Origin of the sequence: Pseudomonas moraviensis subsp. stanleyae, assembly GCF_036283065.1 — a bacterium.
GTDB lineage: Bacteria > Pseudomonadota > Gammaproteobacteria > Pseudomonadales > Pseudomonadaceae > Aquipseudomonas > Aquipseudomonas stanleyae.
In genome coordinates, this window is record NZ_JAADJI010000012.1 from 182,992 (window position 1) to 196,196 (window position 13,205).

General features: G+C 58.5%; 13 protein-coding genes. 6 read left to right on the top strand and 7 right to left on the bottom strand.

All coding sequences use genetic code 11. The annotated features are described in order from the left end of the window. Positions 1 to 22 precede the first annotated feature (22 nt). Positions 23 to 1,942, top strand: a complete 1,920-nt coding sequence (locus GXB78_RS22345; protein WP_329517028.1) for a tyrosine-protein phosphatase — start codon at positions 23 to 25, stop codon at positions 1,940 to 1,942. Between the two features lie 126 nt (positions 1,943 to 2,068). Here the strand turns inward: GXB78_RS22345 and GXB78_RS22350 are convergent, their stop codons facing one another. Both GXB78_RS22350 and GXB78_RS22355 read right to left on the bottom strand, forming a co-directional pair. Then, entirely contained in the window at positions 2,069 to 3,196 is a 1,128-nt protein-coding gene (locus tag GXB78_RS22350; RefSeq protein WP_042610236.1) for a mechanosensitive ion channel family protein, read from the bottom strand. A gap of 94 nt (positions 3,197 to 3,290) precedes the next feature. Further along, entirely contained in the window at positions 3,291 to 4,274 is a 984-nt protein-coding gene (locus GXB78_RS22355) for a helix-turn-helix transcriptional regulator (protein ID WP_329517029.1), read from the bottom strand. A 421-nt stretch (positions 4,275 to 4,695) separates the two neighbouring features. Here GXB78_RS22355 and GXB78_RS22360 point away from each other — a divergent pair, with 421 nt between their 5' ends. Then, positions 4,696 to 5,094 carry a hypothetical protein gene (locus GXB78_RS22360; protein WP_329517030.1) on the top strand — a complete coding sequence of 133 codons (399 nt, stop codon included), beginning with the start codon at positions 4,696 to 4,698 and terminating at the stop codon, positions 5,092 to 5,094. Between the two features lie 45 nt (positions 5,095 to 5,139). Here GXB78_RS22360 and GXB78_RS22365 read toward each other — a convergent pair whose 3' ends face one another. Then, positions 5,140 to 6,153 carry an AraC family transcriptional regulator gene (locus GXB78_RS22365; protein WP_329517031.1) on the bottom strand — a complete coding sequence of 338 codons (1,014 nt, stop codon included), beginning with the start codon at positions 6,151 to 6,153 and terminating at the stop codon, positions 5,140 to 5,142. 153 nt (positions 6,154 to 6,306) lie between these two features. On the opposite strand from GXB78_RS22365, the gene GXB78_RS22370 reads away from it, so the two are divergent. Beyond that, a complete protein-coding gene (locus tag GXB78_RS22370) occupies positions 6,307 to 6,981 on the top strand; it encodes a glutathione S-transferase family protein (RefSeq protein WP_329517032.1) in 675 nt (224 codons plus the stop codon). Between the two features lie 46 nt (positions 6,982 to 7,027). Beyond that, on the top strand, positions 7,028 to 7,768 hold the full coding sequence (locus tag GXB78_RS22375) for a methyltransferase domain-containing protein (protein ID WP_329517033.1): 741 nt from the start codon (positions 7,028 to 7,030) through the stop codon (positions 7,766 to 7,768). 190 nt (positions 7,769 to 7,958) lie between these two features. On the opposite strand, the gene GXB78_RS22380 is transcribed toward GXB78_RS22375, so the two are convergent. Further along, positions 7,959 to 8,570, bottom strand: coding sequence for an LbetaH domain-containing protein (locus tag GXB78_RS22380; protein WP_329517034.1), 612 nt, complete (start codon positions 8,568 to 8,570; stop codon positions 7,959 to 7,961). 110 nt (positions 8,571 to 8,680) lie between these two features. Between GXB78_RS22380 and GXB78_RS22385 the strand changes: the two genes are divergently transcribed. Then, positions 8,681 to 8,980, top strand: coding sequence for a hypothetical protein (locus tag GXB78_RS22385; RefSeq protein WP_329517035.1), 300 nt, complete (start codon positions 8,681 to 8,683; stop codon positions 8,978 to 8,980). Positions 8,981 to 9,023: 43 nt separating this feature from the next. Here the strand turns inward: GXB78_RS22385 and GXB78_RS22390 are convergent, their stop codons facing one another. Beyond that, on the bottom strand, positions 9,024 to 9,926 hold the full coding sequence (locus tag GXB78_RS22390) for a bestrophin family protein (protein ID WP_329517036.1): 903 nt from the start codon (positions 9,924 to 9,926) through the stop codon (positions 9,024 to 9,026). A gap of 298 nt (positions 9,927 to 10,224) precedes the next feature. On the opposite strand from GXB78_RS22390, the gene GXB78_RS22395 reads away from it, so the two are divergent. Continuing rightward, entirely contained in the window at positions 10,225 to 11,007 is a 783-nt protein-coding gene (locus GXB78_RS22395; RefSeq protein WP_329517088.1) for a transporter, read from the top strand. A 205-nt stretch (positions 11,008 to 11,212) separates the two neighbouring features. On the opposite strand, the gene GXB78_RS22400 is transcribed toward GXB78_RS22395, so the two are convergent. Both GXB78_RS22400 and GXB78_RS22405 read right to left on the bottom strand, forming a co-directional pair. Continuing rightward, the gene (locus GXB78_RS22400; RefSeq protein WP_329517037.1) at positions 11,213 to 11,755 is read right to left on the bottom strand and encodes a P-loop NTPase family protein; all 543 of its coding nucleotides are present in this window, start codon (positions 11,753 to 11,755) and stop codon (positions 11,213 to 11,215) included. Positions 11,756 to 11,839: 84 nt separating this feature from the next. Further along, positions 11,840 to 13,150, bottom strand: coding sequence for an NTP/NDP exchange transporter (locus GXB78_RS22405; RefSeq protein ID WP_329517038.1), 1,311 nt, complete (start codon positions 13,148 to 13,150; stop codon positions 11,840 to 11,842). Positions 13,151 to 13,205: the final 55 nt, after the last annotated feature.

The window sequence follows — 13,205 nt, forward strand, 5'->3', positions numbered from 1 at the left end:
GCTGATTTCATGAGGCTGCATTGTGTTCCAACGTCTTCTGTGTTCGCTGTCCGTTCTGAGCCTGTCCATCGCTGCTGCCCACGCGGCCGAGCCTGTCGCCCTCGACACGCCGCGCTTGTCCGGTATCGACAACTTCCGCGATATCGCCGGCATTACGACCGCGTATTCCACCGCCCATGACGGCACTATGCGCAGCGGCGTGTTCTACCGCTCCAATGCGCTGACGCCGTCGGCGGCGGACCTGGCGACGCTCAATGGTCTGGGCATCAAAGTCATCTACGACCTGCGCACGCCCGGTGAAATTGCCACCACGCCCGACACCCTGATCAGCGGCGCGGCCTATCGCAACATCGACATTATCGGCAGCACCACCTCCGGTGCGGACATCACCAACATTTCGTTCCACAGCGCGGCCGAAGCCGTGGCGATGATGGAACAGACCAACCGCGCTTTCGTCAGCGATGCCGGCATGCGCGGGCAGTTCGGCCAGTTGTTCAATGAACTGGCGAGTGTCGACGCCGCGCAGCTGTTCCATTGCACCGCCGGCAAGGATCGCACCGGCTGGACCGCCGCTGTGTTGCAGAGCATCGCCGGCGTTGATGAGGCGACGATCATGGCCAACTATCTGGCGACCAACGACTACACCGCCGCCCGCGTCGCTGCGACTCTGAAAGCCTTGCCGCCGAGCATGGCTGCCGTGTACGAGCCGCTGCTCGGCGTGCAGGCCAGTTACTTGCAGGCCGGCCTCGACCAGGTCGCCGCCGAGTACGGCAGCATGGACAACTACCTCAAGCAGGGCCTCGGTCTGTCGCAGGAGACCATTTACGTGCTGCGCGGCAAACTGGTCGAGTACAACAGCTTGCCGGGGCAGGCCGGGCTGATCGGCAATGCCGCCGCTGGCGCCGAATTGCTGCGGCAGTTGCAGGACAGCGAGCTGTCCGGCACCTACAGCGCCTACAACTACTACCTGCAATCGGCGATCGACGCCGGCACTTTGGGCGGTGTCGAATCTCAAGTCGGCGGCCAAGTCCACGCCGATGCGGCCAGCTATCTGCTGCGCCAGAACGCGATGATCGAACAAGCCGCCGCAGCGTTCGCCAGCGGCAGCGATCTGAAGGTCGGCCAATACCGCCTCTGGAGCAGCGCACTCGCGAGTTACCTCGGCACCGACGGCTCGGCCCACGCCGACAGCAGCAACGAGCATAGCCAGGGCCTGATGCTCGGCATCACTCAACGCTTCAGCGAGCAACTCAGCGCGCGTGGCGGTTTCGGCTACAGCAAGGGCAACGTCGGCGGGGCCGATGGCGAGGCCGATACTGATTTCACCTTCCTCAATCTCGGGGCGCGTTACGGCTTGACCAGCCTTGAGCGCGGCGTGTTTGTCGACGCCAGCGCCAGTGCCGGTTACGTCGACTACGACAGCCAGCGCGAGCTTGGCGGTGGCCTAGGCACAGCCAAAGGTGACACCCACGGCAATCTCACCGGCGCGACCTTGGCGTTGGGTTATCGCGCACCGCTCAGCGGAGTGATCGTCGAACCAAGCCTGGGCTTTCGCGTCAGTCATCTCGACTTGCAGGGTTTCCAGGAGAAGGGCAGTGAACTGGCGCTCGACGTCGACAGCATCAAGCAAACCCGCCACAGCGCAGTGGTCAATCTCGACGTGTCATTCGCCCCAGTGGCGATGGGTGCGTGGCAGTTGGTTCCGGGCGTCCGCGTGGGCTATGAACGTGCGCTCGGGGATCAGCAAGTCGACAGCGAAGGTCATCTGCTGGGGCTGGATATCGAGCAGCGCGCGGCTTTCGATAACCGAGATCAGTTCAGCGGCGGCGTTAATCTGATGGCCAACCTCGGCGCCCTGAGTGTGGGCGCTGAGGTTGGCGCCAACGGTGGCGGTGATAGCCATGGTTTCAATGGCGGACTCAAGGCCAGTTACGCGTTCTAACCCCGGCGAACATATCAATGTGGCGAGGGAGCTTGCTCCCGTTGGGTCGCGAAGCGGCCCTAAAAAGACGGGACTGCTGCGCAGTCAAGCGGGAGCAAGCTCCCTCGCCACAGGTTACTTTCGGCCTCAGGCATGCTGCGCACGCGACGATTGTTGTGTGCGTGCCGGCTGCGCGGCGGGCTCGGGCAGCGAGGCGACATGCACCGTGCGCGCCGGGAAGGCGAACGTCGCGTCCAGCTCGGCGACCGCTTCCATGATCGCCAGGTTGATGCGTTGCTGCACGTCCATGTAGACGTTGTAGCTGGCGTCCAGAACGATATACACCGTCTCGAATTCCAGCGCGCTCTCACCAAAACTGCGGAAATGGCAGCGGTCGAAGCGCGCCTGTTTTTCGTTCTTGATGATGCTTTCAACGCGCTGGGTGATCTGGCGGATCTGTTCGGTCGTGCACTCGTAAGTCAGGCGAAACTCGAACACCACCCGACGCTCCTGCAAGCGTTTGTAGTTCTGAATGGTGCTGCCGATCATGTCGGCGTTGGCCATGACAATCTGCTCACCGCCGAGACTGCGGATGCGCGTGGTCTTCAGGCCGACGTGCTCGACCGTACCGGCCAACGTGCCGACGACGATGAAATCGCCCACCTCGAACGGCTTGTCGACGGCAATCGACAGCGAGGCGAACACGTCGCCGAGAATGTTCTGCACCGCCAGCGCCACGGCGATACCGCCGACACCAAGGCTGGCGACAAACGCAGTGATGTTGACGCCGAGGTTCGACAGCATTGCCAGCAGAATCACCGCCCACAGCAACACCTTGACGCCCCACAGGCTCAGGGTCGCCAAGGCACTTGCTTGAAAGGTGCCAGTCGCGTTGTGCCGCGAGAAATAGCGATGCAGCCCCAGTGCCAGTGCGCGGTTGGTCCACAGGCCGACCTGCAATGCCGCGACGACGAACCACAAACTGCTGACCCGCCCGAGCCAGCGCTCCGGCAAATCCAGCAACCCGATGCCGACCAGGATCGACGCCAACAGCAGCAACGTGGTGCTGGTCGCCGCCAGCACTTCGCTGGCCATGTACGTCAGATGCCCATTGCCGGCGCTGGCCCGCGCCTGCACCTTGCGGAACACGAAACGGATCGCCGTGGTGGTCAGCAGATAACTGAGCGTCGCGGCGAGAAACGCCAGCACCCAGTTCGCCAGTGAAATTCCCAAAATTGTGTGCGTCGTGAAAAAGCCGATGAAATCCTCGGTCATTGAAACCCCCTTTTTCGCCAAGTGGCCTGTCTGGGGTTAGTCGCCCTGAGATTCCTGCTGTTCAATCAAATGCAGATGTCACCGGAGCGAATGGTCAACGCCTGGCTTTCAACTCCGCCGGGCTTACGCCATAAGCCTCCTGAAAATACTGACAAAAGCGCCCGACATTGCTGAAGCCAAAACGTAGCGCCACTTCCGTCACCGATCCGGCATGCCCCCGTACCAACGCTTCATGCGCGCGTTGCAAACGCACCTGGCGCTGGTACGCCACGATCGACATCCCGACAAAACGCCGGAAACCTTCCTGCAACGCGCGCTGACTGACGTGACTCAACCGCGCCAGCTCCACGCCGCTGACCAGTTGCTGCGGATGCGCCTGAATAAACTCCATCGCCACCTTCACATGCCGCGGCGCCACACTCGGCGCGGGCCGGCGCAACGCCTCGGTGAAATTGTGCGGCCACGCCTCCAGCACCGCATCGATCAACATCTCGCGCAAACGCGAGGGCATCAACGTGCCGCTGTTGATCAAGGCATCGAACTCGGTGCCGGTGGCCAGATCGATCAACGCCTTGAGGCCTTGGAATGCCGGTGAATGCAGATCAACCCTGGGCGCAAACGCAATCTTCTGCACGATCGGCTTCTCCAGCAGCGTCGACAAACGCTCGGTGAGCTGCTGACGATTGATCGAAATGCCGTGATGCGCGTGATCGTCAACAAAGCGCATCGAACGGATATCCGCCTTGTCGATCGCCAGACCGACGTGCGCCATGCCGATGGATTCAGTGACGTGGTTGAAAACGATCTTGCCAGCGGTGGGAATGACGAAGGTGATTTCGTTTTGCTGATCGGGGAGGGTGACGCTGAAATCGCCGTGGTAATGCATGCGCCGAAAACTCACCCCGTCGTGCCGCCCGTAGACCCCGCCGATGATGATGTTGGAGGGCGGCGGCGGGGTATCGGCGTAGCGATTGCCGAAGAGCCTGGAGAAGAGGGCACCGAAGTCGGCGGAGGTGAGGTTGTCGGAGCGCAGGATGATTTTTTGGCGGGATGCGGAGGTGGCGGTGATGGGCGGCATTTTGAAATGCGGGCTCTTGGGTCATCAGTTGAGGCAGGAAGATTAGAAGACCGGCATGACTGTCTGGTGACAAGGCTTGGGATTCGTCTGCTTTAGGCTTTCAACGGTCATTTCTGATGGAACGATATGCGTCGTAGGCGACTTGCGGCGCGACTGGGAATTTGCCGGTGAGCATTGAAAAATTCAGCAATCGGGCGCCAGTAAATATATGGTCAAGGTGAATCGTGCAGGAATTCTCAAAAAACGAATGGCGCCGACGCTATAAACTAACTATGACTGTGTCCGATAACTTTACAAGTTTACGAAATATAGAAGCGAGTGCGATTGGTTTTATCGTGATCGAATATATTGTTGATCCAGTGTTTGTCTAATATCAGACCGGTACTCCAATCGCGCTTCAACAAGTGAAAGGATGAAAGTTATGAAAAAGATAATTTTCTGCGCGCTTGCCATTCTATTCATGGTTGGCTGCGCATCGTCTGGTCATCAAGCTGCACTCGACGCCCATGCGGACGCACCGGCGAACGCAAGGCAGCTAACGGGCAGCGAAATAAAAACTACGGTCATAGGCCGAAAACATTCCAGCGTAACTTCCACTGGCTATCCTTTTTCTCAAGTATTAAGCGCTGACGGAACTGCACAGATTCACATCTCAAGCGAGTCCATGCAGTCGGGAAGCTGGGTTGTTACAGAGGATGTGATCTGCATTACCTATCAAAAATACGGCAAGGAATGCAGTAAGGTTTTAACAGAAGGGGGCTCGATTTGGTTTGTTGACAGTACGACAAATAAAACCAACAACAAATTTATCGCCAACTAGAGCGGACATCATTTTGAGAGCCGGCGGCTTCAGACCTGGTTCATATCAGCTATTAAACGAACGACGCCACTGACTGGGCGAAACCTTTTCCCATTGCCGGAAAGCCCGATAGTAAGAGTTGACGTCGTCATAACCCAGAAGATACGCCACCTCTTTGAGCTCCAGGCTCGTATCAGCCAGCAGGTGCAACCCCACTTGACGCCTCGCCTCGTTGAGCAGTGCGTTGAAGGTCGTGCCCTCGGACGCCAAGCGGCGCTGCAAGGTTCGCTCGCTCTGCAACAGTTCTCGGGCCAGGTGTTGCAAACTTGGCCGTCCATTCGCCAGCGTGCGCTTGAGTATTTCAATGACCTGCTCACAGAAGCCAACCGGCGCTTCGATTGCGCGTAATGCGGCATCGAGGCCGGGGCTCATCATGTGCAGCACCTGCGCATTGTGGTGCAGAAACGGCCGCTCAAGATCAGAGGCGCTCACGACCATCTCGTCATGGCTGGCGCCGTAGTTGATGGGAAAGGCGAAATAATCTGCATGGGTTTCCAGCGGTGGCTTTGGCCGTCTCAAACTCAATGACAGAGGCTTGATGTGTTTACCGGTGCCTCGTCGACCGAGTTCCAGTACCAAGGCAAAACACGCCTCCACTGAAAGATAGGGCGCAGGCCCGGAGCCGGATGGCCACTGAATCGTAAATGACACAGTGTCCTGGCGCTCGACCATGGATAATTTGTCGGGACTGCACAGGCGCTGCAAGCGCGCCAACCGCGCAAGTCCGTCGCGATAATCAGCCGCATATAACGCCGTGATGAACGCCATTTTGTGCTTCGCACTGGGCGTGTCGCGAACCATTTTTATCGCAAAAGCGGGATCTGCCGAAAGCGCCTCAATGGCGTTCCAGACAGCGAACAACTGCGGTGTGCTGACAAAGGTCGATTCGTTCAGATGAAGGTCGTGGGGCAGTTGAGCATGTTGCTCAATCAACGACGGATCCAGGCCCAGCTGCGCTATTGATTCCCAGAACACCTTGGGCAATTTGCACCGCTCGGCGCTGGTGTGAAGGTACGACATTTCCAGGCTCCGAACCGCAGGATGGCGGTAATGCGTGATGCAACACGCCGCGAATGGCGCGTTCTGCAAGTATTCTGGCGGAAGTTGCCCACGGGCTGACATCAATTCGCTCTTAACATTGTCGTCAACACACCGAGCCAAAAGGAGCTCACGATGACAATGACGTTCTATACCAATCCCAATTCGCGTGGACGCATGGTGCGCTGGATGCTCGAAGAAATCGGCTGCGCGTATGAGACGGTGGTGATGGATTATCAGTCGACCAGTCAGGCTGACCGTTGGGGTGGTGCTGCGCTGGCAGTGCCAACGATGGCCGATGCTGATGATCGGCGTGTCGGCTTTTTTCGCGACGTGAATCCGATGGGAAAGATCCCGGCCCTGGTTCACAACGGCCAAACCATAACAGAAACTGCCGCCATCTGTGCGTACCTGGCGCAGGCATTTCCCGAAGCCGGGCTGGCCCCACTGGCGACGGAACGGGCCGCTTTTTACCGTTGGATGTTTTTCGCTGCGGGGCCGCTGGAGCAGGCGGTCACCAACCACCGTGCCGGTTTCAACCCAACGCCGGATCAGGAGTTTTTCTTTGGATACGGAAGCTATGAGCGCACGGTCGATCAGCTTGAGCGCGCGGTATTGGCGCAGCCGTTTATCGCCGGGGAACGCTTCACCGCTGCAGACGTTTATGTTGGCTCCCACATTGGCTGGGGGTTAGGCTTGCAAACCTTGCCGCCGAGGCCTGCGTTTCTCGCCTATGCCGAGAAGTTGACCAGCCGCGACGCCTATCAACGTGCGGTGGCGAAAGATGAAGCGCTGTTGGGTGGCAGATGACTGACGTGCCTGCCATGATTTTTCGGAAAACTCAGGGAATTTGATAATGCCGCTCAACCGACTCGACTTCACCACACGCTTGCTGATCGACGCGGGCATCGGCAAAGGAATGCGGATCCTCGACGTAGGCTGCGGTTCGGGTGATGTTTCTTTGCTGCTGTGTGATCTAGTGGAAAACGGGGAAGTCATCGGGGTCGATCACGACGCCGCTGCGATTGCCATTGCTCGCCAGCGCACCGCAGGACATGCGCTGAATTTTCTCGAGGCAGATCTCCAGGAATTGCCTGACTCTATCGGCACTTTTGACGGCATCGTCGGCAGACGCGTGCTGATGTATCAACCGGATGCGGTGGCGACGATCCGGGCGCTGTCGAAGTGTCTGCGTCCCGGCGGAATCATGGTCTTCCAGGAACACGATACGACGCTGGCGCCTGCCAGCGTCGAGCCTTTCCCTTTGCATGCAAGAGCGCAACGCTGGTTACAGCAAATGCTCGCTCACGAAGGCGCGGATTTGCACATCGGGTTCAACCTGCACGGCATTTTCACCCAGGCAGGCTTGACCGTTGAAAGCGTGCGCGCTGAGTGCCTGGTACAGACGCCGGATGCTCCCTACAGCCTTGGCGCCATCGTTCGAGCATGCTTGCCACGAATCATTGCGTTAGGGGTGGCCAGTGCAGAAGAGGTCGACATTGACACGTTGCAGGCGCGTCTGGATCAGGAGCGATCAGCTTCTTCGGGTATCTACGTCGGTGATGTGATGTTCGGGAGTTGGGCTCGGAAGAGTTGACGTACCGATAGGCCGATATAGCGGGCATGCGGTGGGAATGTGCGCCTTTGGCTGTCTGTGGCGAAGGTCAGTCATCAGTCCGGAGCGAATGTCGAAGGCGAGTTTCTGAGAATGCCGCGAAGACAAATTACGCGGCAAAAGTAAGCACTTTTGCTTCTGGTCGAAAACTGACGCTCGCCACTATCTGGTGTTACTCGTAAGCAAACTGATCAATCAACCCCAGACGAGGCACACGTGTGTGGGGCCGCAACAAAGCGCCAGGAGCAATCACAGCGTTTGCGCCAATCTTGCAGCCATCACCCACCAGCGCTCCAAACTTGCTGACACCTGTTTCGATCACCTGATCTTCGTGGCGGATCTTGATATAAGCCCCGTCCAGTTCGTTGCGGTAGTTGGCGATGATCGCGCCGGCTTCAATATTCACCGCTTCGCCAATCAATGAGTCGCCGACGAAGTTGAAGTGGGCAAGCTTGCTGCCATCGAGCATGAAGGTACTTTTCAGCTCACAGCTGGGGCCAACGATGCAGTTTCTGCCTAGGTAAACGCCTCCACGGAGGTAAGCGCCCGCTGCTACGAAACAGCCCGCGCCGATGATGATTGCGCCTTTGAGAACGGCGCCTTGCTCAACGATGGCGGTTTCATGAATCGCACAATAGTCGTGGCGCCGGTATCCCGGGCCGAGCGTTTCAAGCAATTCCAGAATCCGGCTCTCGCAATCCTGAGCCACCGCCCAAGGGGCAGCGGAGTCCACGCCCAGTAATGGCCATTGAGCGATGTAATCTTCGATTTTTGGCGATTTCACAGGAATCTTCCGAATAAGTGAGACAGGGGCGTGGGGACTGTCGACGACTTGAACGACTCGCTATGCCTGCAAGTCGTACCTGTACACAAGCATTTTCAAGGTACGGCGCAATGGATAAGACAATTACCGTGGATCAATTGGCAACCACTGATCTTGGATCAATCAACGAGATATGGCTCGGCGGGACTCATACCCAGTTATGCCTATGGCGTGCTGAACAGGTCTTCACCCACGAAATGCTCAGCGAGGGCACCCATGATCAGAATGTCCGACGCCTGTGTTTGCAACTGGTGGATCCTGACGATCAGGCCGCAGTGGCTCGCGTTGAAGTGATCGCGCGCGAACGACTGGAAGAGCTGGGCAAGCAGGGCGAGTTTTATCCGGCCGAGGAGGCGGACACTTATCAATAATTGCTCTGCATCCGATGAAAAGCGCTGCTGCTAAAGCAGCGCCTTAAGCGGGCTCTTCAAGCCTGCGCACATCCCCCAAGGAATCACGCTGCATCGACTGCAAGTTCTTTTCAATGGTTTCGCACAGCGCTTCCATCTGAATCTGGTGTTCGCTGTGGCGGAACGGGCTTTGCAGATCGGTGCCGATGCGTTCGATGGCCAGCAGCATGAACCCGACCACGGTCGACGCCAGCGGCGTGAACCAACCGAGGGATTCCACCAGTCCTATCGGTACGATCAGGCAGAACAGCGAAATGAACAGCCGCGGAAAATACACGTAAGGGTAGGGCAGCGGGGTATTGGCGATCCGCTCCATGCCACCCTGGCTGTTGGACAAATCCACCAGCGTCGACTCAAGCCGCGCCAGGCGAATACTGTCCAGATGCCCGGCCTTGTATTCCTTGGCGAGCAGGGTCGCCGAGCCGGTGAGGATATCGTTGGCAAAGTTATTGGTTGTACCACTGCGGGCGAACTCTTCGGCGGGAATAAACGCCCGCACCTCGTCGGGACACGGCTGGCCTTGCAGATGCGCGGCGAGGCAATTCACATAGGCGACATGGCGGCGCAACAGCGTCGACTTGACCGGATTCACCTCGCCGCCGGCGTCATCCAGCAGCGTCAGCACTTGCCGGGCGAAGCTGCGGGAATTGTTGATCATCGACCCCCACAACGTCCGCGCTTCCCACCAGCGGTTGTAAGCGCTGCTGTTGCGAAAACTGATCAACACGATCAACGCCGAACCGAGCAAGGTCAGCGGCATCAGCGGCAGGTTCAGCTTGGCGTTGAGAAACAGCATGAAGTCCACGGTGACGGCAATGTCCCAGAGCAACAGCCAGAACAACGACCAGCCCACGTAGCCAAGGGTCTTGATGATCAGACGGTATTTTTTGACGATGGCAGCTTTCAAACGGAAACCTCGTGGCGAGCAGTTTGCTTAAACGCTTAAGCTCGGACGATGCTTGCGGGTAAAGGTTCGGTTTGCGCACGAAGGATGACCGTTTTGTCGGACCATCAGCTCGACAAGGCCGGAGTCATTACAAGAGGTTCGCCCCGAGATAAACAGCCGGTCACTAATGACCGCACGGTTCCAATGGTCGCTCAAGATTGCATATTGATCACTGTTGCCTACTCTCATCCCTGCTTGGTTGATTTCGGGGGATAAGCAAATGAATCTGAAAAGCCGCTGGCGTTATCTCCTCTCGGCAATGTCCGTTTCGCAGTGCTTTGTGTCCATCGCTCAAGCTGAAGACTCGGCCGAGCTGGCCAAAAAAGCTCTTAACCCTGTCGCAGCCATGTACAGCTTGCCGGTGCAGTACAACTGGGATCAGAAAATGGGGCCGACCGGAGAAGGCATGCGCAGCGTGACCAATATCCAACCGGTCCTGCCAATCACACTCAACGATGACTGGAACCTCATTTCGCGCACGATCCTGCCGGTTATCGACCAACATGGTCTGGCCCCCAATGGTGCGGCAGACAAGTCCGGTGTGGGTGATATCACCCAGAGCTTTTTCTTTTCTCCGAAAGAACCCACGGCAAGTGGCTGGATTCTCGGCGCCGGCCCGGCGGTATTGATTCCCACCGGCAGCGATGAGTTGCTGGGTAATGAACAGTGGGGCGTCGGCCCGACCGCCGTTGCCCTGAAGCAGGAAAATGGCTGGACCCATGGCATTCTGGCGAATCACATCTGGGGTCTGGACGGCAGTCCGCCAGATGACAAGGACAAGGTTGATCAGACTTTCCTGCAACCCTTCCTCTCCTATACCACCCGCACCTTTACTACATGGGGTGTAAACACTGAGTCGACCTACAACTGGCAGGCGCGTGAATGGTCAGTGCCGATCAATCTTACCGTTACGCAACTGTTGAAAATCGGCGGGCAGCCACTGACGGTGCAAGCCGGCCCACGCTACTGGCTCGACAGCCCGGATGACGGCCCACAGGGTTGGGGGTTTCGCTTCGCCGTGACGTTGTTGTTCCCACGCTGAGGCAGAGGTCCACCCCCTCAGCGGTCAGAACCGCCAGGTCGCACCGCCACCAATGATTCTTTTCGATGGTTTCGCACAGCGCTTTCAGACGATATTTTTGACGATGGCAGCTTTCAGACGGAAACCTCGTGGCGAGCAGTTTGCTTAAACGCTTAGGCTCGGACGATGGCTGGCACCGGCAGTTCCCTGGTGAAGCGCTCAACCGTCAGTCAATCTGCAAAGCCTGACCCTTTGAATGGCCGATACTTTCGAGAAAAATCCTCGTCTGCCGATTCGACCGCAGATGAACCACCCGGCAAGCTGAGGGCGCCGTTGATACGAAATGGCGGATTTTCGCTCGCGAGGTTTTTCTTGTCTGCCACATGAACCTGAGAAACTCCGGCAGGTTCGCCAGCAGCTCGGGGCAGTTCTCCGGCAAGTCCGGCCGAGACTGACCGTGGTTAAGCAGAGTTCTACGCAGGACGCGCAAGAATCGAAGCGGTGGCGAACGATCGATCCAGATCAAAAGATCAGCACGGGCCACGCGGTTTTCCCAAGTGGTCGAATGACCACCTTCGAATATCCAGCGATCACGCGCCTCGACCTCCAGGCAAAGTCGCGTCTTCTCATCCGGGCTGCGCTCGTTCCAGCCTGGCTGCCAATGGATCGTGTCGATATGCACCACCGGCAAACCCGTGCGCTCACCCAGCCTGCGCGCCAAGGTACTTTTGCCAGACCCTGGTTGACCAACAATCATCACCCGTTGCATCGAAGCTCCTTCTCGCTCTGCAAGCTGATTTTTTGGGCGGGCGATTCTACGGCAATGCCGGTCTCCGTCAATGACCCTTGAACGCTAGGCGTGGGTTTGTCGCGCTGCCGACACACTGGATCGTCGGTCCGCCCGTTCGCCGAGCCGCCATCCCAGCAGACCCCACAGCAGTGCACACAACGCGCCGACCAGCGCTGCCATGCCTGCACCTTGCGCGAGGGCGTCCAGCGCGCTTTTCGCCCAGGCACTGATGGCATCGCCGGCGCGGTAGACCACGGTGTCGATGACGTTCTTTGCCTTGTACTTGCTTTCGGCATCGAGCGGGGCGAACAGCATCTCCCGGCCTGGGCGCACGAGAGCGTACTCACCGATGCGACGCACGATCATCAGCGCGGCGATCAGGCCAAAGCTGGGGGCGAAGATCAGACCGATAAACCCAGCGCACATCACCAGCGGCACGATTGCCAACAGCACGCCGACGCCGAGCTTTTGGGCGACGCGTCCAGTGATGAACAGCTGACAGAGCAGGGCGCCCGCCTGCACGACAAAGTCGATGATGCCGAACACGCGTACCTGCGCCTCGCGGTCCGGGAAGTGTTCGGCGACGACACGTGCCTGCTCGAAGTAAAGGAAGGTGGAGACTGTCGCCAACAGCACCACAAAGCCACAGATGCCGAACAGATAAGGTGATTTCAAAATGGCTGTCATACCGCTGAACGGATTGCCCGACAACGGCCGGCGGGGGCTTTCGCTCGGTGCGGCATCGGGGCGTCCTGCGCCACCCCGTTCACGCCAGTGCATCAGCCTGCGCTTGAACAACATGGCAGCGCCGAGCAAAACAGCGGCCAGCAACATCAGGCCGGACTCACCCAGCGGACCGATCAGCAAGGCGCTCAGCGCAGGGCCACTCAGGCCGCCGACGCTGGCGCCCGCGGCGATGAAAGCGAACAGGCGTTTCGCCTGGGCACTGTCGAACACGTCGGCCATCAGGCTCCAGGCAACCGATACGACAAACAGGTTGTAGACCGATATCCACACATAAAACACGCGCGCCAGCCACGGGCTTTCCTCGCCCAGGAACAAGACGGCGAACAACAACAGGTTGGCGCAGAAAAATCCGTACACCCAGTCCACGAAATGCAGGCGCGGCACGCGTGCGCTGAGCCAGGCGAACAGCGGAACGGCCGCCAGCATGACGAAGAAGGTCGCGGTGAACAGCCACTGCAGGTTCTCGACGCCGGCAGTGATGCCCATCGATTCGCGGATCGGACGGAGCATGAAATAGCCGGCGAACAGACAAACGAACAGCAGAAAGCCATTGAGCGCGGGGCGCAACTCATGAGCCTCGGCATTGATGATGGCGCCCGCGCGGTGGGCGAGAAGGGACATATCCATGTTGCGCTCCTATAGGAGTGTCGAGGCAATGGCACGGGGTTTACCCGTGCTGGCG

Excerpts from the sequence above, each read along its gene's own strand:
- GXB78_RS22350 (WP_042610236.1), bottom strand. The coding sequence starts at position 3,196 with ATGACCGAGGATTTCATCGGCTTTTTCACGACGCACACAATTTTGGGA.
- GXB78_RS22355 (WP_329517029.1), bottom strand. The coding sequence starts at position 4,274 with ATGCCGCCCATCACCGCCACCTCCGCATCCCGCCAAAAAATCATCCTG.
- GXB78_RS22360 (WP_329517030.1), top strand. The coding sequence starts at position 4,696 with ATGAAAAAGATAATTTTCTGCGCGCTTGCCATTCTATTCATGGTTGGC.
- GXB78_RS22365 (WP_329517031.1), bottom strand. The coding sequence starts at position 6,153 with ATGTCGTACCTTCACACCAGCGCCGAGCGGTGCAAATTGCCCAAGGTG.
- GXB78_RS22370 (WP_329517032.1), top strand. The coding sequence starts at position 6,307 with ATGACAATGACGTTCTATACCAATCCCAATTCGCGTGGACGCATGGTG.
- GXB78_RS22375 (WP_329517033.1), top strand. The coding sequence starts at position 7,028 with ATGCCGCTCAACCGACTCGACTTCACCACACGCTTGCTGATCGACGCG.
- GXB78_RS22385 (WP_329517035.1), top strand. The coding sequence starts at position 8,681 with ATGGATAAGACAATTACCGTGGATCAATTGGCAACCACTGATCTTGGA.
- GXB78_RS22395 (WP_329517088.1), top strand. The coding sequence starts at position 10,225 with ATGTCCGTTTCGCAGTGCTTTGTGTCCATCGCTCAAGCTGAAGACTCG.
- GXB78_RS22400 (WP_329517037.1), bottom strand. The coding sequence starts at position 11,755 with ATGCAACGGGTGATGATTGTTGGTCAACCAGGGTCTGGCAAAAGTACC.
- GXB78_RS22405 (WP_329517038.1), bottom strand. The coding sequence starts at position 13,150 with ATGGATATGTCCCTTCTCGCCCACCGCGCGGGCGCCATCATCAATGCC.